This window comes from Pseudomonas sp. W17, from assembly GCF_040268305.1.
In the GTDB taxonomy this organism is placed as follows: domain Bacteria; phylum Pseudomonadota; class Gammaproteobacteria; order Pseudomonadales; family Pseudomonadaceae; genus Aquipseudomonas; species Aquipseudomonas protegens.
This window is the reverse complement of record NZ_CP158490.1, coordinates 1,841,481-1,858,479: the sequence shown is the minus strand read 5'-3', so window position 1 is coordinate 1,858,479 and position 16,999 is coordinate 1,841,481. Positions and strand designations below refer to the sequence as shown.

Annotated in this window: 18 protein-coding genes and 1 pseudogene; 10 read left to right on the top strand and 9 right to left on the bottom strand. The window is 63.1% G+C overall.

The features are described from left to right. Positions 1 to 52: 52 nt before the first annotated feature. Positions 53 to 2,242, top strand: a complete 2,190-nt coding sequence (locus ABCR88_RS08565; protein WP_123473789.1) for a patatin-like phospholipase family protein — start codon at positions 53 to 55, stop codon at positions 2,240 to 2,242. 95 nt (positions 2,243 to 2,337) lie between these two features. Here the strand turns inward: ABCR88_RS08565 and ABCR88_RS08560 are convergent, their stop codons facing one another. Together ABCR88_RS08560 and recQ are read right to left on the bottom strand one after the other, a co-directional pair. Beyond that, positions 2,338 to 2,772 carry a MarR family transcriptional regulator gene (locus ABCR88_RS08560; protein ID WP_041116616.1) on the bottom strand — a complete coding sequence of 145 codons (435 nt, stop codon included), beginning with the start codon at positions 2,770 to 2,772 and terminating at the stop codon, positions 2,338 to 2,340. A 119-nt stretch (positions 2,773 to 2,891) separates the two neighbouring features. Then, positions 2,892 to 5,018, bottom strand: a complete 2,127-nt coding sequence (gene recQ / locus ABCR88_RS08555; protein ID WP_011059917.1) for a DNA helicase RecQ — start codon at positions 5,016 to 5,018, stop codon at positions 2,892 to 2,894. A 274-nt stretch (positions 5,019 to 5,292) separates the two neighbouring features. On the opposite strand from recQ, the gene ABCR88_RS08550 reads away from it, so the two are divergent. Together ABCR88_RS08550 and ABCR88_RS08545 are read left to right on the top strand one after the other, a co-directional pair. Next, positions 5,293 to 5,880, top strand: coding sequence for a YecA family protein (locus tag ABCR88_RS08550; protein ID WP_011059916.1), 588 nt, complete (start codon positions 5,293 to 5,295; stop codon positions 5,878 to 5,880). A 10-nt stretch (positions 5,881 to 5,890) separates the two neighbouring features. Beyond that, positions 5,891 to 6,286: a YbaN family protein gene (locus ABCR88_RS08545; RefSeq protein ID WP_011059915.1), complete on the top strand. Its 396-nt coding sequence runs from the start codon at positions 5,891 to 5,893 to the stop codon at positions 6,284 to 6,286. 80 nt (positions 6,287 to 6,366) lie between these two features. On the opposite strand, the gene ABCR88_RS08540 is transcribed toward ABCR88_RS08545, so the two are convergent. Beyond that, positions 6,367 to 6,963: a DTW domain-containing protein gene (locus tag ABCR88_RS08540; RefSeq protein WP_015634594.1), complete on the bottom strand. Its 597-nt coding sequence runs from the start codon at positions 6,961 to 6,963 to the stop codon at positions 6,367 to 6,369. Positions 6,964 to 6,972: 9 nt separating this feature from the next. After that, positions 6,973 to 7,866: a LysR family transcriptional regulator gene (locus tag ABCR88_RS08535; RefSeq protein ID WP_011059913.1), complete on the bottom strand. Its 894-nt coding sequence runs from the start codon at positions 7,864 to 7,866 to the stop codon at positions 6,973 to 6,975. Between the two features lie 359 nt (positions 7,867 to 8,225). On the opposite strand from ABCR88_RS08535, the gene speB reads away from it, so the two are divergent. The 6 genes and pseudogenes from speB to ABCR88_RS08505 all read left to right on the top strand — a co-directional run bounded on the left by speB (position 8,226) and on the right by ABCR88_RS08505 (position 12,132). After that, complete coding sequence (gene speB, locus ABCR88_RS08530; protein WP_011059912.1) at positions 8,226 to 9,176, top strand: agmatinase; 951 nt, start codon at positions 8,226 to 8,228, stop codon at positions 9,174 to 9,176. 62 nt (positions 9,177 to 9,238) lie between these two features. After that, positions 9,239 to 9,533, top strand: a pseudogene (locus ABCR88_RS08525) (DUF4440 domain-containing protein); the annotation flags it as partial. Positions 9,534 to 9,554: 21 nt separating this feature from the next. Further along, entirely contained in the window at positions 9,555 to 9,770 is a 216-nt protein-coding gene (locus ABCR88_RS08520; RefSeq protein ID WP_019093738.1) for a hypothetical protein, read from the top strand. Positions 9,771 to 9,902: 132 nt separating this feature from the next. After that, positions 9,903 to 11,282 (top strand): sodium:solute symporter, encoded by a 1,380-nt coding sequence (locus tag ABCR88_RS08515; RefSeq protein WP_011059911.1) that lies wholly within the window; start codon positions 9,903 to 9,905, stop codon positions 11,280 to 11,282. A gap of 304 nt (positions 11,283 to 11,586) precedes the next feature. Next, positions 11,587 to 11,844, top strand: a complete 258-nt coding sequence (locus ABCR88_RS08510; protein ID WP_041752014.1) for a phosphopantetheine-binding protein — start codon at positions 11,587 to 11,589, stop codon at positions 11,842 to 11,844. Positions 11,845 to 11,871: 27 nt separating this feature from the next. Continuing rightward, positions 11,872 to 12,132: a hypothetical protein gene (locus tag ABCR88_RS08505; protein WP_041116606.1), complete on the top strand. Its 261-nt coding sequence runs from the start codon at positions 11,872 to 11,874 to the stop codon at positions 12,130 to 12,132. Between the two features lie 88 nt (positions 12,133 to 12,220). Here ABCR88_RS08505 and ABCR88_RS08500 read toward each other — a convergent pair whose 3' ends face one another. Both ABCR88_RS08500 and ABCR88_RS08495 read right to left on the bottom strand, forming a co-directional pair. Next, the gene (locus tag ABCR88_RS08500; protein WP_011059908.1) at positions 12,221 to 12,349 is read right to left on the bottom strand and encodes a PA1414 family protein; all 129 of its coding nucleotides are present in this window, start codon (positions 12,347 to 12,349) and stop codon (positions 12,221 to 12,223) included. A 133-nt stretch (positions 12,350 to 12,482) separates the two neighbouring features. Continuing rightward, complete coding sequence (locus ABCR88_RS08495) at positions 12,483 to 13,376, bottom strand: LysR family transcriptional regulator (protein ID WP_011059907.1); 894 nt, start codon at positions 13,374 to 13,376, stop codon at positions 12,483 to 12,485. Positions 13,377 to 13,480: 104 nt separating this feature from the next. Here ABCR88_RS08495 and ABCR88_RS08490 point away from each other — a divergent pair, with 104 nt between their 5' ends. After that, the gene (locus ABCR88_RS08490) at positions 13,481 to 14,641 is read left to right on the top strand and encodes a YbfB/YjiJ family MFS transporter (protein WP_350404419.1); all 1,161 of its coding nucleotides are present in this window, start codon (positions 13,481 to 13,483) and stop codon (positions 14,639 to 14,641) included. 8 nt (positions 14,642 to 14,649) lie between these two features. Here ABCR88_RS08490 and ABCR88_RS08485 read toward each other — a convergent pair whose 3' ends face one another. The 3 genes from ABCR88_RS08485 to ABCR88_RS08475 form a co-directional block, all read right to left on the bottom strand. After that, entirely contained in the window at positions 14,650 to 15,573 is a 924-nt protein-coding gene (locus ABCR88_RS08485) for a DMT family transporter (RefSeq protein WP_183000597.1), read from the bottom strand. Positions 15,574 to 15,659: 86 nt separating this feature from the next. After that, positions 15,660 to 16,082 carry a DUF2177 family protein gene (locus ABCR88_RS08480; RefSeq protein WP_041116602.1) on the bottom strand — a complete coding sequence of 141 codons (423 nt, stop codon included), beginning with the start codon at positions 16,080 to 16,082 and terminating at the stop codon, positions 15,660 to 15,662. A 28-nt stretch (positions 16,083 to 16,110) separates the two neighbouring features. Further along, on the bottom strand, positions 16,111 to 16,947 hold the full coding sequence (locus tag ABCR88_RS08475; protein WP_015634586.1) for a S1-like domain-containing RNA-binding protein: 837 nt from the start codon (positions 16,945 to 16,947) through the stop codon (positions 16,111 to 16,113). Positions 16,948 to 16,999 lie beyond the last annotated feature (52 nt).

Here is a 16,999-nt window from a genome sequence, read left to right as displayed (position 1 = left end):
TTCAAGGGCGTCGTTATAATAGCCGGCTTTATCGCCCGCCCCGAGAACCGTAATGCGCCGCCTGCTGTCCTGCCTGTTCCTCTGCCTGCTGCCCTTGCTTGCTCAATCTGCCGAAGCGCCACGACCGAAAATCGGCCTGGTGCTGTCTGGGGGCGCCGCCCGCGGCCTGGCCCACATCGGGGTGCTCAAGGCCCTGGAGGAACAGGGCATCCGCATCGACGCCATCGCCGGCACCAGCATGGGCGCGGTGATCGGCGGGCTGTATGCCTCGGGCTACAAGATCGACGAGCTGGAAAAGCTCGCGCTGAACATCGACTGGCGACAGGCCTTGTCCGATGCCCCGCCCCGGGAAGACGTGCCGTTCCGGCGCAAGCAGGACGACCGGGATTTTCTGGTCAAGCAGAAGCTCAGCTTCCGCGACGATGGCAGCCTGGGCCTGCCGCTGGGGGTGATCCAGGGACAGAACCTGGCACTGCTGCTGGAAAGCAAGCTGGCCCACGCCAGCGATACCCGTGACTTCGACAAGCTGCCGATCCCCTTCCGGGCCGTGGCCACCGATATCGCCAGCGGCGAGAAAGTGGTGTTTCGCAAGGGCCACCTGCCCCAGGTGATCCGCGCCAGCATGTCGATCCCGGCGGTCTTCGCACCGGTGGAACTGGATGGCCGTCTGCTGGTGGACGGCGGCATGACCGATAACATTCCCCTGGACGTGGCGCGGGACATGGGAGTCGACATCGCCATCGTGGTGGACATCGGCACACCGCTGCGTTCGCGCAAGCAACTCAATACCGTGGTCGACGTGCTCAACCAGTCCATCACCCTGATGACCCGGCGCAACTCGGAGGAGCAACTGGCGGCACTGCACAAGGACGACGTGCTGATCCAGCCAGCGCTGTCGAGCTTTGGCGTTACCGACTTTGGCCGGGCCCAGGAAATGATCGACGCCGGCTACCGCGCCACCCGCATCCTCGACGCGCGCCTGGCCCGTCTGCGTCCGGCCCATGCGCTGGATGCCGAACTGACCGCTGCGCGCCAGCCCAGCCAGCGCACGCCGATCATCAGCGCGATCAAGGTGGAAAACGACTCCAAGGTCAGCGACGAAGTGATCCGCTACTACATCCGCCAGCGCATCGGCGAGCCGCTGGACCTGGGCCGCCTGGAAACCGACATGGGCACCCTGTACGGCCTGGATTTCTTCGAACAGGTGCAGTATCGCGTAGCCCACAAGGGGCAGGACAACACCCTGGTGATCAGCGCCCGGGGCAAGCGCAGTGGTACCGACTACCTGCGCCTGGGGCTGAACCTGTCCGATGACATGCGTGGCGACAGCGCGTTCAATATCGGCGCCAGCTACCGCATGAACGGCATCAACAGCCTGGGTGCAGAATGGCTGACCCGGGTGCAGATCGGTGATCAGCAGGAACTCTACAGCGAGTTCTACCAGCCACTGGATGCCGGTTCACGCTACTTCATTGCGCCCTTCATCGCCGCCGAAGCGCAGAACGTCGAGGCGGTGCTGGACAACGACCCGATCGCCGAATATCGCGTGGAACGCTACGGTTTCGGGCTCAACCTCGGGCGCCAGATCGGCAACAGCGGCGAAGTGCGTTTCGGCGTCGGCGAGGCCTGGGGCAAGGCCGATGTGCGCATCGGCGACCATAACCTGCCCAGCGAAAACTTCAACGAAGGCTACTACCAGTTGCAGTACTCCTTCGACTCGCTGGACAACGTCTACTTTCCTCACTCCGGCGAAGACATCAAGCTGAGCCTGCGCCAGTTCGAACCGAGCCTGGGTTCGGACAATCGCTACCGGCAGTGGGAGTTCAAGCTGGACAAGGCGCTGAGCAGCGGCCCCAATACCTTTGTCCTGGGCGGTCGCTATGGCCGGACCCTGGACAACGCCGACGTGGTGACGTCCAGCTTCCTGCTCGGTGGAGCTCGACAACTGTCCGGTTTCCGTCAGGACGCCCTCTCCGGGCAGAACATCAGCCTGGCTCGCGCTGTGTACTTCCGTCGCCTGACACCGCGCTCCTACCTGCCCCTGGACTTTCCACTGTACCTGGGAGGCTCGCTGGAGCGGGGCCGGGTGTGGAACAACGACAATGCCTTCGACAGCGGCTACATCAACGCGGCGAGCATCTTTCTCGGCTTCGACACGCCGCTGGGGCCGCTGAACTTCAGCTACGGCTTCAACGACGACAACCAGAAAGCCCTGTCACTGAATCTGGGCCAGACCTTTTGACAGGCACGCAAAAAACGCCCTGGGCGCAGCAGGCTTGAATTCGGAATGGCAGAGGAACAAGACAAACCGGGGTCAGGCAACCCCGGTTGAAGGCGTCAGGACTTTTCCAGATTGGCCAGGATGCGCTCATGAACGCGAATGCAGACCCGCAGGTCTTCTTCGTCAACGCCAACGAACAGCTCATGACGCAGGGCGGTGGCGATGGTTTCGATCTGTTCGATCAAGGGCCGGGCGGACGGACAGAGAACGATTTTCTTCGCCCGGCGATCTTCCATCACCGACTGGCGCTGAACCAGGCCCTGGGTTTCCAGGCTGTCCAGCAGCCGGGCCAGGGTCGGCCCTTCTACGCCGACGCTTTGCGCCAGCTCGCGCTGAGTGGGCGCCTCTTCGAAGCGGGCCAAATGCAACAGCACCAGCCAGCGGGCCTGGGACAGGCCGAGCCCCGCCAGGCGGCGGTCCAGTTCGGCACGCCAGCCGCGAGACATATGCGCCAGCTGCATACCAAAACGGTGTTCATCGGTTAACGGCATAAAACACTCATGATCAGACTGAAAATAAAGAAAAACTAATTATTAGTCAGCTAAGCATGCCCCTTGCCCGGAGGCAAGGCCTGTAAAGGACTGAATCGTTACAACATTGACGCACCCCTTCACATTTCAAACTCCGACTCCAAGGCCGCACGCACGCAATACAGCACCCCTTCCGGCACCCTTCCGGCAAACACCGGGATAACCTCGGCCACTGGCGGCAACTCGCCCTCGCCGTCGAGGAACGCATCCTGGATCTCTCCCAGCAGGTCTTCCGGCAAGTCCAGGGCCTGCTCCAGCGACAGCTGCTGCTTGCCGATGGCTTCGGCGAGCAGGGTGTAGACGTTCTTTTCCGTGCACTGCAACTGGCCGGCGATCTGCACCGGAGTCATCCCCGCGCGAGCCAGAGTGATCAGTTCATGGCGCAGGTCGGCAACCACTTTCGGCGCCTCGACACCGCCGCCGAGGACTTCGAGGAAGGCTGCGCCATAACGCTCCAGCTTGCGCGCACCCACGCCGCTGACCTCGGCCATTTCGGCCATGGAGCCGGGCTGGCTGCGGAGCATTTCGAGCAAGGTGGAATCGGGGAAAATGACATAAGGCGGCACCCCATGTTCTTCCGCCAGCTTGCGTCGCAGGGCCCGCAGCGCCTCCCACTGCTCGCGCTCCTCGCCCCGTACCAGCTGGCTGGCCTGGCTGGTGCTGCTCTTGGGGGTGGTTTGCGGCTTGAGATCACGACGCAACTCCAGGGTCACTTCGCCCTTGAGCAGCGGGCGGCAGCTGTCGCTCAGGCGCAGGCCGCCATAACCTTCCAGATCGATGTCGGCCAGGCCGCGGGCCACCAGCTGGCGGAACAGCGAGCGCCATTCGCCTTCGCTGCGGGCCTTGCCGACACCAAATACCGACAGGTGCTGATGGCCGAAACTGCGGACCTTTTCCGTGTCCTTGCCCAGCAGCACATCCACCAGGTGACCGACGCCGTAGCGCTGGCCAGTGCGATAGATCGCCGACAGCGCCTGGCGTGCCGGCTCGGTGGCGTCCCAGGTCTGTACCCCATCGACGCAGTTGTCGCAGTGACCGCAGGGTTGCGGCATGTCTTCATCGAAATAGGCCAGCAGGGTCTGGCGCCGGCAACGGGTCTCCTCGCACAGGGCCAGCATCGCATCGAGCTTGTGCTGCTCAAGACGCTTGTGGCGCTCGTCGCCCTCGGAGTTCTGCAGCATCTGCTTGAGCATCAGCACGTCCTGCAGCCCGTAAGCCATCCAGGCGTCTGCCGGCAGGCCGTCACGGCCGGCGCGACCGGTCTCCTGGTAGTAGGCTTCCAGCGACTTGGGCAAGTCCATGTGGGCCACGAAGCGCACGTTGGGCTTGTCGATGCCCATGCCGAAGGCAATGGTGGCCACCATGATCAGGCCTTCTTCATTGAGGAAGCGCTTCTGGTGATAGGCCCGCAGCTCATTGGGCAACCCGGCATGGTAGGGCAGCGCGGTGAAACCCTGCTCGCAGAGAAATGCAGCCACTTCGTCGACCTTTTTGCGCGACAGGCAATAGACGATCCCGGCATCGCTGCGCCGCTCGTTGAGGAAGGCCTGCAACTGCTTGCGTGGCTGCTCCTTGGGCACGATGCGATAGAAGATGTTCGGCCGGTCGAAGCTGGAGAGAAAACGCTCGGCATCCTGCAGGTGCAGGCGATTGACGATCTCTTCCCGGGTGCGCTTGTCAGCCGTGGCGGTCAGGGCAATGCGCGGCACCTGGGGGAACATTTCCGCCAGCTGCCCCAATTGCAGGTATTCGGGGCGGAAGTCGTGGCCCCACTGGGACACACAGTGGGCTTCATCAATCGCGAACAAGGCGATTTCCAAGCTCTGCAGAAACGCCAGCATGCGCGGCTGGACCAGGCGCTCGGGGGCCAGGTAGAGCATCTTCACTTCGCCGCGCCGGATGCGCGCGGCCAGGTCACGCTGCTGCTCTGCGCTGAGGGTGGAGTTCAAGGCTGCCGCCGCGACACCGAGTTCCTCCAGGGTCGCAACCTGGTCGTCCATCAGCGCGATCAGCGGCGAAACCACCACCGCCAGCCCTTCGCGAAGTAGCGCTGGGACCTGGAAACACAGCGACTTGCCACCACCGGTGGGCATCAGTACCAAGGCATCGCCGCCGCTGGCCACGCGCTCAATGATAGCACCTTGGCGACCACGGAAACTGTCGTAGCCGAAGATGTCCTTGAGGACGCGTTGAGCCTGTTCGAGCATGAAAAACTCCAAAAATCGCTGAAATCCCTGGGGGCAGACTGGACGAAAAGCCGGCACGCTTCACCGACATTTGCGTTAGCGGACTTGTCCGGAACGGACGGCCAGCCTGCAGGGCATCACAAAACGCGCGAGTATACCCGACCCCTTCCCGGCAGAGGGCACCGACAATGGACCGCTGGTAACCTTTAGAACCGCTCAAATCGGCACCGCGGCTGGCTTGAGCGCGCAAGAAAGCCTAGAATTCAGCATCGTTTATTCCCCAAGGTAGCCGTCAATGTCCTTCGCTGAGCAACTAACCCGCCTGCAAGTCTTCCTCGATGCAGATGATCTGCACGACGAGGCGCTGGACTACGTGGCCGCTCACGGCTACCTGACCGCGCTGTCCATCTGCTCGGAAAGCGTTCCGGACCGTGAATGGATCGACGCCCTGTTCGCCGAAGAGCCGCACTACCGTGACGACGCCGAACGCGAAGCCATCGAGTCGACCCTGCTGGCCCTCAAGGCGCATATCGCCCGCCAACTGGCTTCCGACGAAGAATTCGAGCTGCCCTGCGAACTCGACCTGGGCGAGGACCCGGACGACTCCGACCTGCGCGGCTGGTGCATCGGCTTCATGGAAGGCGTGTTCCTGCGTGAAGCGGCCTGGTTCGAAACCGCCGAGGAAGAAGTCAGCGAGATGCTGCTGCCGATCATGGTGGGTTCCGGCCTGTTCGATGAACAGCCGGAGTTCTCCGACATCGCCAGCGATGCCAACCTGATGGACGACATGATCGTGCAGATCCCGGAAGCGCTGACCGCGCTGTACCTGCTGTGCAACGCCCCCGACGAAAAACCTGCGCTGCTCAAGCCGCGCCACCACTGAGTCGTTGCCTATGGCCAAGCCCATAGGCCAACGCCCCCTGCTATGGCGTTACGTTCTGCTGGCCATCGGCTGGTCGAGCGTAGCGCTGGGGGTAGTGGGTATCTTCCTTCCTGTATTGCCTACCACGCCTTTCCTGCTGCTGGCAGCCGCCTGCTTTGCCCGTAGCTCGCCACGCTTCTACCAATGGCTGGTGCAACACCCGCGCCTGGGTCCGTGGATCCGCGACTATCTCGACGGCAACGGCATTCCGCTCAAGGGCAAGGTCTACGCCATCGGCCTGATGTGGTTGAGCATCGGTTTCTCCTGCTATCTGGTGCCATCGCCCTGGGCCCGGGGCTTCATGCTGACCAGCGCAGTACTGGTGAGTCTCTATATCCTGCGGCAGAAGACCCTGCGGCGCTCCTGAAGGTTTGTGGGGTGGCCGGCAAGAACGGGGCCACAGCGCGCCATCGCCGCCTGCGGCAGCGGCGCCAGATTCGGGAGCGGTCAGGATTTGGCGTGGTTGCGCTGGTAGGTGTCTTCGCCCATCGCGGCAATCTGCCCTTCGATCAGGGCCTCGAAAGGCCGCAACAGCGGCTCGAACGAAGCAGGAGCTTCAAGTACCTGCAATGCCTGAACGATCGCTTCCACAGTGGACAAGGCTCCCGGTCCCGGGGCCTTGCGCAGGCGATAGCGAGACTCCACCCCAGTCGCCAGGGTCACCCTTGGCAGCGCCGCCAGCAACGGATTGAGGTGCAGCAACTTGCGCGCCTTGCGCCAGGTGCCGTCGGGCACCACCAGCAGCAGCGGTGCATCCGTCTCGGCATAGGCCTGCAATGGCCGGGCATCATCCGCCGGGAACAGCAGGCATGCTCGATATCCGGGCTGGTCGAGCAACGCCGGCAGCTCCTCGAACACTTCCCCCACCACCAGTTCGGCGTTGTTCAGCCCCAGCGCCGCCAGACGTGCGGTGTTCAAGGCATGATTGACCTCACTGGGATGCTGTAACAACAGCACTCGGGTGCGGCTGGGGAGCTGCGGAATCAGCGGGCACAGACAATGGCCCGCAGGGCGCAGGCAACGCTCGCAGCGTGCTCGAGACATGGGACCTCCTTATGACTGGTTGAGCTGGGCCTTGAGCAGGTCGCGAAAGGTCTGGATCAGCGGCTCTCGACCGCGTCCGCGACGCATGATCATGGAGAACGGCGCCTGGTAGCCAAAGGTTGCCGGCAGCAGCACCCGCAAGTCGCCCTTGTCCGCCCAGGCCTGGGCGTAATGTTCCGGCAGGTAGCCGATGTAGGCGCCGGACAGCACCAGGATCAACTGCGCCTCCATGCTCTCCACCGTCGCCGCACTGTGCTTGAAGCCGTGCCGGGCCAGTTCGGCCTGGCTCCAGTAGCCGCGGCCGACCATGCGTTGCTGGGTGATCACCTGCTCGGGAATGCGCCGCTCGCTGTACAGCGGGTGACGGTTGCTGCAATACAGCCAATGCTGCTCGCGGTACAGCGGCATGTACACCAGGCCGCTCATGCGCGTGGAAAAGGCACCGATGGCCAGGTCCAGGCGATTGTCCTGCACCCCCAGCTGCAACTCGTGGGGGCTCATCACCGACAGGTGCAGGTGCACCGCCGGATGCTCCTGGCTATAGGCGCCGATGGCCTCGGCGAACGGCAGGGCCTTATCGCTCACCGTGGAGTCGATCACCCCCAGGTTCAAGGTCCCGCGAAGCTCGCCCTTGAGGGCTGCGGCGTACTGTTCGAAACCTTCCAGCTCGCCCAGCAGGCGCAGGGTTTCCTGGTGGAACAGCTCGCCCTTGCTGGTCAGGCTGAAACCGCCCCGGCCACGGTGGCAGAGCACCAGGCCCAGGGATGCCTCCAGCTGGCTCATGTAGGTGCTGATGGCCGAGGTGGAAAGATTGAGTTCGTGCTGGGCGTTGGCGAACCCCTGATGCCGCACCACGCTGACGAAGATGCGCAATAGTTTCAGATCAGGTAAAGCGTTGGCCATGACAGGCTCCGATAACAGGCAAAACGACAACGTCCCTGCGGCGAGGGTGCGGGTTCTCGCCGAGCGGCAAAGCAATCCCGATGGCCTCCATGCCCGCTTTCAATCCAACCCTGCAACCCGGATAACGGTGGCTGCACCACCGGACGGGAGCAAGCTCCCTCGCCACCAAGGGCCTGGGGAGCAGCGCGGGAGTCTAGCGCGCCATCGGCCATTAGTTTAGAAAAATCTGAACTAAGTATTTGTTCGTAGCGATTCTTTCCCCGCACTACATTTCGCAGAATCGGCCCCACTCGGTTGCTCGGGCAGGATTCGCTGCGCCGTCGACCCCATAAATATAAAACAACGATGAGGCCTATCCCGTGGACAAGATTCTCCACCAACCACTGGGCGGCAACGAAATGCCGCGCTTCGGCGGCATCGCCACCATGATGCGTCTTCCCCATCTGCAATCCGCTGCCGGCCTGGACGCTGCGTTCGTCGGCGTGCCCCTGGACATCGGCACCTCGCTGCGTGCCGGCACCCGTTTCGGCCCGCGGGAAATCCGTGCCGAATCAGTCATGATCCGCCCTTACAACATGGCCACCGGTGCTGCCCCGTTCGACTCGCTGTCGGTGGCCGACATCGGCGACGTAGCGATCAACACCTTCAACCTGCTGGACGCGGTGCGCATCATCGAAGAAGCCTATGACGGCATCCTCGAACACAACGTGATTCCCCTGACTCTGGGCGGCGACCACACCATCACCCTGCCGATCCTGCGGGCCATCCACAAGAAACACGGCAAGGTCGGGCTGGTGCACATCGATGCCCACGCCGATGTCAACGACCACATGTTCGGTGAGAAGATCGCCCACGGCACCACCTTCCGCCGCGCCGTGGAAGAAGGCCTGCTGGACTGCGACCGCGTGGTGCAGATCGGCCTGCGCGCCCAGGGCTACACCGCCGAAGACTTCAACTGGAGCCGCAAGCAGGGCTTTCGCGTGGTCCAGGCCGAAGAATGCTGGCACAAATCCCTGGAGCCCTTGATGGCCGAAGTCCGCGAGAAAGTCGGCAACGGCCCGGTGTACCTGAGCTTCGACATCGACGGCATCGACCCGGCCTGGGCCCCAGGTACCGGCACCCCGGAAATCGGTGGCCTGACCACCATCCAGGCCATCGAGATTGTCCGTGGCTGCCAGGGCCTGGACCTGGTGGGCTGCGACCTGGTGGAGGTTTCGCCGCCTTATGACACCACCGGCAATACCTCGCTGCTGGGCGCCAACCTGCTGTACGAAATGCTCTGCGTACTGCCTGGCGTCGCCCATCGCTGAGACTCAGCACATGCTGCGCGCCGCCAGACCGTTTGCGGCGCAAAGCGGTACTACCCGCTTCATCTTTACCCCGTCCTCGGCTGCTGTTGCGCAATGCCTGCCAGGCATTAGCCGGGCCGATGACGGGCCAAGGATGGTTCCGAGGTGCGGTGACGCATCCCGGACAACGCCGTCGTCCGCCCACAAGGGGACGGCGCCGGATTGACTCATGACGTAGCCACGAAGCTGCGCATGCAAGGGGAGCAAGACTTCAGCCAGGAACGCGAAACCATTGGGTCTCGCACAAAACAACAAGGCCTCTGGCTGGCCTGTCACAACCATTTGTCCGCTGTGCCGGAAGGGCTGCCACCCCCTTAGCCAATGTGATCGGAGCAGATCATGAATAACAACAAAGAAAAAAACCCTAGCAACATCGCAACCAACAGGATCGGACAGATCCTCGAGCACCAGCGCGACACCAGGCCTTGCGACCTGTTTCGCCTGCCCCCCGGCCTGGCCAGCACCGCCATCGCCACTCTCGAAACTGCGCACTCCAGCATGGCCAGCCGCTGTACCAGCGGGCTGCTGGCAAGCCGCGCGCTACTGCCCGGATAACCTCCTGGAGCGGCCGGCCTCGCGATAGAGCCCCTGGGTCTTGCACACGACTTGACCCCGCCTTCGCTGAGCAGCCAGCACCTGCATGAACCGTTTGTTTCACATAAAAAAGATAATCGGAGACACGCCACCATGGCTTTAGATCTATTTGTCGTACTCATCTATGCCGCCGGCATGCTCGTACTCGGCTACTACGGCATGCGCAAGGCCAAGACCCACGAGGACTACCTGGTGGCCGGCCGCAACCTGGGCCCGACCCTGTACATGGGCACCATGGCCGCCACGGTCCTGGGCGGTGCCTCCACCGTCGGCACCGTGCGCCTGGGCTATGTCCACGGCATTTCCGGTTTCTGGCTGTGCGCCGCCCTGGGGGCGGGGATCATTGCCCTGAACCTGCTGCTGGCCAAGCCGCTGCTCAAGCTGCGCATCTTCACCGTCACCCAGGTGCTGGAGAAGCGCTACAACCCCATGGCCCGCCAGGCCAGCGCAGTGATCATGCTGGCCTACGCGCTGATGATCGGGGTGACTTCGATCCTCGCCATCGGCACCGTTCTGCAAGTGCTGTTCGGCCTGCCGTTCTGGGTTTCGGTTTTGCTGGGCGGCGGCGTGGTGGTGGTGTACTCGGCGATCGGCGGCATGTGGTCGCTGACCCTGACCGACATCGTCCAGTTCGTGATCAAGACCGTGGGCCTGATGTTCATCCTGTTGCCGATCTGCCTGTACCGCGTAGGCGGCTGGGATGAATTGGTGGCCAAGCTGCCAGCGTCCAGTTTCAGCTTCACCGCCATCGGCTGGGACACCATCATCACCTACTTCATGATCTACTTCTTCGGCATCCTGATCGGCCAGGACATCTGGCAACGGGTGTTCACCGCCAAGACCGAGAAAGTCGCGCAATACGCCGGCACCCTGGCGGGCTTCTACTGCATCCTCTACGGCCTGGCCTGCGCCCTGATCGGCATGGCCGCCCATGTTCTGCTGCCGGACCTGGACAACGTCAACAACGCCTTTGCCGCCATCGTCAAAGCCTCGCTGCCGGACGGCATCCGTGGCCTGGTGATCGCTGCGGCGCTGGCCGCCATGATGTCCACTGCCAGCGCCGGCCTGCTGGCCGCCTCCACCACCCTGACCGAAGACCTGCTGCCAAGGCTGCGCGGCGGCAAGCAATCGAGCCTGGGGATCAACCGCCTGTTCACCTTCCTCACCGGCATCGTGGTGCTGGGCATTGCCCTGGTGGTCAACGACGTGATCAGCGCCCTGACCCTGGCCTACAACCTGTTGGTGGGCGGCATGCTGATCCCGCTGATCGGCGCCATTTTCTGGAAACGCGCCACCACTGCCGGCGCTATCGCCAGCATGGGCCTGGGCTTCGTCACGGCTCTGGCCTTCATGTTCAAGGACGGCCTGGATGCCAACACACCGATCTACTACAGCCTGGCCGTGGGCCTGGTGAGTTTCGTGGTGGTGAGCCTGGCTTCCCGGCGCCCTGCGCCCCTGGCCAACGCAATCTGACGTGAAGCCGGAGGTCTGAAGCTTTTCTTCGACGGGTGCGGCGTCGGTGGCCGCACCCGTTTTTTTTCGCCTGGCAAAAGCCTCACGGCACCGACGGGCAAAGCCCGCAGCCATTTTCGTCAGGGCCATGAATGGACGAATGGTTACTCCGCCGGAAAAAAACCTGTGCTGTACTCAGATCCAGCGACGACTGTTCCCGCAGGAAAACAGTACAAGGATCGCTGGCCGCCTCAGTGCACGCTATCGCTTCACCCTTGGATGGGGTCATAAAACAATAAAAGCCTCTCCCTGCCCCGAGGTGTTTATGGACCGTTTCTCCATCCAGCAAAGCATCCGTCATGCCATCGATGCACAAATGGCCCAGAAGTGGCCAATCCCGCCCTGCCAGGCCCGCGCACACGACACCTATTCCCTGGACCTCAAGGCCCTGCTGCACAGCCTGGAGCGAGAGTTCAACATTCGCCTGGATCCCGACCGCGACCTGTATCGAATCAGCAGCATCAGCGAGCTGAGCCTGTTCATCCTGGAAAAGACCCGCGCCGACGCTGCCCGTCCCGCCTGACCTGCTGTGGTATCGGGAGCAACGCAGATGAATCGGGCCCAAGCGCGCGCGGCGGTGCACCTGCTCATTCGCCACTGGCTGGATGAGCCCGTGGATTTCGCTGACCAGAACGGTCTCTCTGAACTGGGGCTGGATAGGGATGATATCGAGGCGCTGCTCTGGCGCCTGGAAGACAGGTTCGACCTGGGTGTCTTGCCCCGTGAAGAGCAGCGAGCGCTAGGGCAGCTGGAAAGGGTGGATGACCTGGTGCAATGGTTATTGGAAAAGGCCCGGCAAAACCAGGATTGACCCGATTGCCCCAGGCCTGTGGCCCAGCGACTGCCGGCTAGAAAACATCCGCGAGAGCCGGAGCCTGCACTCCGCTCTCGCCTCTGCTTCAGCGACGACGTTGTTGACGGCGCCGCAGCTCTTCGTCGGTAGGAATCGGCACCGGTTGCAGCGGTGGCTCGATCAGGCCCAGTGCGACGCCAAGGTCGTGCAGCCAGCTTTGCAGTTTGTCTTTCATAGTGCCCCCTCAGGGTCGTGCCGAGCGGCGATACTGCGCCGCCTCAAGCAGATAATAGCCCTATCTTTTCCAGCGCGCTGCTGCGCAATGGCAATGAACTGTTACTGAATTAAAGCCAATGGCCATCGGGTGCTCAAGCATGGGCCCGCGCCTGCTGCGCAAGCTGCACGCCAGCGCCTTGCTGCAGCTCGATCCAGGCATTGAGATTGGCCCCGACCATGCCCTTGCGCCACATCAGCCAGGTAGTGGCACGGGCAAAAGGCTCGGCCAGGGCATGCACCGCCACGCTTTCGCGCCCCGGCAGGCTGTCGAGCATCGACTGAGCCATCAGCGCCACCCCGGAACCGGCGATCACACAGGCCAGCATGCCCTGATAGGACTCGATCTCCATGGCCCGCCCCATCGCGGCGTGGTAGTGGGCAAACCAGGATTCCAGACGCATGCGATAGGAGCAGCCCTGGCGAAAGGTGAACACCGCACGGCCCTCCACGTCCCGGGCCGTACGCACCGGCGGATGGTCGGCTTCGCTGATCAGTACCAGGGTCTCGTCGCACAGGGGCACGCCATCCAGGCCTGCCAGCTCCAGCGGCCCGTCCACCAGGGCCGCATCCAGGCGCCCGGTGAGCAAGCCTTCGAGCAACTCGCCGCTGGGCCCGGACTGCACCTGCAGGTTCACCGCCGGATAAGCCCGGTGATAACGCGCCAGCAACGCAGGCAAGTGAATCGCCGCGGTGCTGTACATGGTGCCCAGGACAAACTCCCCGGCCGGCTGACCGCCCTGTACCGCGGCATGGGCCTCATCGTGCAAGGCGAACAGGCGCGCGGCGTAATCCAGCAGCACCTTGCCCGCCGGCGACAACTGCAAGCGCTGACGCTCGCGCAGGAACAGTTCGACCCCCAGCTGCTCCTCCAGCTGCTTGAGCCGGGTCGAGAGGTTCGACGGCACTCGGTGCAGGCGCTCGGCGGCGCGAGTGATGGAGCCTTCCTCGGCCACGGCCTGGAAGATGCGCAATTGGCTGAACTCCATGACTTTCTCCAAAACTGAACAAGTTACTCAATATTATTCATTTTTAAAGAAAGTCAATCAGCCCTAGCCTGACGGTCATTGTCCCCATCGATGGAAAGCCGACCATGTCTCCCCTGCTCCGCCTGCTCGCCAGCTTCATTGCCCTGATGATGGCCATGGGCATTGGCCGCTTCGCCCTGACCCCGCAACTGCCGCACCTGATCAGCGAAGGCCAGGTCGACCTGACCGCCGCCGGGCTGATTGCCGCCGCCAATTACCTGGGCTATTTCCTCGGAGCCCTGGACGCCATGTTCGCCCGGCGTCCGGCCCAGGTGCGCCTGCGCCTGCTGGGCGGCTTGTGGCTGTGCGTGCTGCTGACCCTGGCCTCGTTCTGGGCCCAGGGCTTCTGGCCGCACCTGCTGCTGCGCTTCGGCACCGGGGTGGCCAGCGCCTGGGTGCTGGTGATGATCACGGCCCTGAGCCAACCCCTGGCCCAGGCGGCGGGCCGGCCACGCCTCGGGGCCCTGGTGTTCGCCGGCCCGGGGCTGGGCATCATGCTCACCGGGCTACTGGCCCTGGGCTCCAATCTTCTGGGGCAAAGCTCGGCCAACCTGTGGCTACTGTATGCCGCGGTCGCCTTGTTGATGCTGCTGGTGATCCTGCCGATCCTGCCCCCGGCCTCGGCGCGCCCCAGTGGCGAAACGCAGAGCGCCTGCGCCACTGAGCACAGCGTGGCGCGCCTGGGGCTGGTCTACGCCCTGTATGGCGTGGGCTACATCATCCCCGCGACCTTCCTTTCGCAGATGGCCAATGCGCGCTTCCAGGGCCAGTGGCAGGCCGACCTGTTCTGGCCCGGTTTCGGCCTGGCCGCAGCCGTGGGCGTGGCCCTGACCAGCCTGCGTCGGCACACCCCACATAGCACCCGGCAATGGCTGATGGCGACCTTGTGGCTGCAGGCCGCCGGGGTCTTTGCCTGCCTGCTGGGCAGTGGCCTGGGGCTGGTATTGGGCGTGTTGCTGTGCGGCACGCCGTTCCTGGCCTGCATGCAGCTGGTGATGCAGCGCTCACGGGAACTGGCGCCACAGTCGGCCCAGCGCAACGCCGGCCTGCTCACTGCCTGCTTTGCCGTGGGCCAGTTGAGCGGCCCGTTGCTGGCCGCCCTGAGCAGCCACTTCAGCGGCGACCTGCAACTGGCGCTGGTGGTGGCGGGCTGCGGCTTGCTGATCGGCGCCAGCCTGCTCTGGCAACTGCGACCAACGGCACAGCGCCGTGCGGTCGTCTCTTGAAGCGCGGGCTACAACAAGCGCTGGATCCGCCGCCGCAGCCACTGCTCGGCGCTGACGAAGGTAATACCCAGCAGCACCAGCATTGCCCCCAGCACGAAGTTGAGGCTCAAGGGCTCGCCCAGTAACAGCACGCCGAAAGTCACGCCGAACATCGGGGTCATGAAGGAAAACACTGCCAGGTTCGCCGCCAGATAACGCCGCAGCAGCCAGAACCAGGTCAGGTAGCTGAAGAACGATACCACCAGTCCCTGGAACAACACGCTGGCCACCGCTACCGGAGTCAGGCTGACCTGGGTCACCTGGCCGCTGAGCACGGCGATCAGCAACAGGCCGACGAAACCGACGATCAACTGATAGAACAGGGTCAAGGTCGCCGGCGCCTCGGACAGCCGCGAAGCCCGCACCACCACTGTGGTCGCGCCCCAGGCCAGCCCCGCCAGCAATCCCAGAATGTCGCCCAGGAGCATGCGCCGGTCCAGGTTGTCCAGGGAGATCCCGCCGGCAAAGGCAATGCTGATGCCGATAAAGGCCAGGACGATCCCCAACCATTGCAAGGGCCGCAAGCGTTCGCTGGGCAACAGCCAATTGACCCCAAGGGCGGTGAAGATCGGTGCGGTGTAGAGAAACACCGACATGTGCGCGGCACTGGTGAGCTTCAGGCCTTCGGCGATAAACAGGAACTCCAGGCCGAACAGAGCGCCGGCCAGCAAGCCGCCGCGCCAGGTGCTGGAAACCTGGGACCAGCCGCCTTTCCAGCACATCAGTAGAGCCACCAGCAGCGCCGAGATCCCCGAACGGGCGGCCGCCTGCATGATGGGCGCAATGTCCGCCGCAGCCCACTTGATCATCACTTGCTGCACGCCCCAGATCAGGCACAGCCCCAACATCACCTGCAGGGCAAACCCATCGGCGTTGCGCCGTTCGATGCTCACCGCCATACCTCACATTGATTCAATGACATGACCCCTACCCGAAATAAAGAACGGCCGCCGCGCCTGACGGGTCCCCTGGAGCAGACCTAGTTCCCGCCGTTTGCGCCAGGCGCCCAGCGGCAGGCACAGAAGACGCCGAAACTGCAGGCCAGGGCACTGGCCAGCATGCCCCAGGCCATGTCCAGCAGCGCCAGGGAAGCCGACCAGCCCTGCAAGGTCGCCCAGTTGCTCAGGTCATAAGTGCCGTAGGCCACCAGCCCGAGCAGCGCCCCCAGGCACGCAGCCCGGCGCCAGCCGCCCTGCTGCAGGGCGGGCCGCACGGCGAACAGCAGGCAACCGCTAACGTAGAGGAGGTAGAACAGCGCTGCCGGCAACAGCCGTGGCTGTTCCAGCAGCAGCGTCCCCAACTGGGCCCGGTAGGTTTCGCCCATCATCAGCCCCAGCCAGAGCGCGTCGAGTAGCAGGAACGCCAGCAAGGTGGCGAGCCAGGCAACCAGCGTGGTTTTCATAAGCCTCGCCCGCAGCGTGAAGTGAGTCTCAGCTTAGCTCGATACGATCCGCGTGAATGACAATCTGGCCCTGCTTGTAGAGGGCACCGATGGCCTTCTTGAAGTTGCCCTTGCTAACCCCGAACAAACTGCTGATCAAGGCCGGGTCGCTCTTATCGCTGACCGCCAGAGAGCCATCGTTTTCCCGCAACTTGGCGAGGATCTTCGAGTTCAGGCTGGTGGCCGCCTGTTCACCGATAGGTTGCAAACTCAGGCTGATCTTGCCGTCGGCGCGCACTTCCTTGATGAAACCTTTCTCTTGCATCCCCGAGCGCAGGAACTTGAACACTTCGTTCTTGTGGATCAGGCCCCAGTGCTTGTTGTTGATGATGGCCTTGAAGCCCATGTCAGTGGACTCGGCCACCAGCAAGTCGACTTCCTGGCCGGCCTTGTAGTTGGCCGGCGTCTTGTCCAGGTAGCGGTCCAGACGGGCCGTGGCGGTAATACGGCGAGTGTGCTTGTCCAAGTAGACATGCACCACGCAGTATTCGCCGGCGTTCATCTGGCGCTTTTCCTCGGAGTACGGCAGCAGCAGATCCTTGGGCAGCCCCCAGTCCAGGAACACCCCAATGCTGTTAACTTCGACGACTTTAAGACTGGCGAACTCACCAACTTGAACTTTCGGCTTTTCGGTAGTTGCGATTAACTTGTCAGCACTGTCCAAGTAAACAAAAACATTCAGCCAGTCTTCATCTTCACTGGGAATGTCCTTGGGGATATAACGATTGGGCAGCAATATTTCGCCGTCCGCCCCACCGTCCAGATACAAACCAAAGTTAGTGTGTTTAACCACTTGCAAACTGTTGTAGCGCCCGACTAAAGCCATTTCCAATACCCTCATTGCGTGGGCGGCATTCTACCTGTTTTCCAGGCCTGCG

What these genes read in the sequence shown, in the direction of transcription:
- ABCR88_RS08475 (WP_015634586.1), bottom strand. Translation starts at nt 16,947, where the DNA reads ATGGCTTTAGTCGGGCGCTACAACAGTTTGCAAGTGGTTAAACACACT.
- ABCR88_RS08560 (WP_041116616.1), bottom strand. Translation starts at nt 2,772, where the DNA reads ATGCCGTTAACCGATGAACACCGTTTTGGTATGCAGCTGGCGCATATG.
- ABCR88_RS08545 (WP_011059915.1), top strand. Translation starts at nt 5,891, where the DNA reads ATGGCCAAGCCCATAGGCCAACGCCCCCTGCTATGGCGTTACGTTCTG.
- ABCR88_RS08540 (WP_015634594.1), bottom strand. Translation starts at nt 6,963, where the DNA reads ATGTCTCGAGCACGCTGCGAGCGTTGCCTGCGCCCTGCGGGCCATTGT.
- ABCR88_RS08505 (WP_041116606.1), top strand. Translation starts at nt 11,872, where the DNA reads ATGAATCGGGCCCAAGCGCGCGCGGCGGTGCACCTGCTCATTCGCCAC.
- recQ (WP_011059917.1), bottom strand. Translation starts at nt 5,018, where the DNA reads ATGCTCGAACAGGCTCAACGCGTCCTCAAGGACATCTTCGGCTACGAC.
- ABCR88_RS08495 (WP_011059907.1), bottom strand. Translation starts at nt 13,376, where the DNA reads ATGGAGTTCAGCCAATTGCGCATCTTCCAGGCCGTGGCCGAGGAAGGC.
- ABCR88_RS08550 (WP_011059916.1), top strand. Translation starts at nt 5,293, where the DNA reads ATGTCCTTCGCTGAGCAACTAACCCGCCTGCAAGTCTTCCTCGATGCA.
- ABCR88_RS08520 (WP_019093738.1), top strand. Translation starts at nt 9,555, where the DNA reads ATGAATAACAACAAAGAAAAAAACCCTAGCAACATCGCAACCAACAGG.
- ABCR88_RS08510 (WP_041752014.1), top strand. Translation starts at nt 11,587, where the DNA reads ATGGACCGTTTCTCCATCCAGCAAAGCATCCGTCATGCCATCGATGCA.
- ABCR88_RS08500 (WP_011059908.1), bottom strand. Translation starts at nt 12,349, where the DNA reads ATGAAAGACAAACTGCAAAGCTGGCTGCACGACCTTGGCGTCGCACTG.
- ABCR88_RS08535 (WP_011059913.1), bottom strand. Translation starts at nt 7,866, where the DNA reads ATGGCCAACGCTTTACCTGATCTGAAACTATTGCGCATCTTCGTCAGC.
- ABCR88_RS08565 (WP_123473789.1), top strand. Translation starts at nt 53, where the DNA reads ATGCGCCGCCTGCTGTCCTGCCTGTTCCTCTGCCTGCTGCCCTTGCTT.
- ABCR88_RS08480 (WP_041116602.1), bottom strand. Translation starts at nt 16,082, where the DNA reads ATGAAAACCACGCTGGTTGCCTGGCTCGCCACCTTGCTGGCGTTCCTG.
- ABCR88_RS08515 (WP_011059911.1), top strand. Translation starts at nt 9,903, where the DNA reads ATGGCTTTAGATCTATTTGTCGTACTCATCTATGCCGCCGGCATGCTC.
- ABCR88_RS08490 (WP_350404419.1), top strand. Translation starts at nt 13,481, where the DNA reads ATGTCTCCCCTGCTCCGCCTGCTCGCCAGCTTCATTGCCCTGATGATG.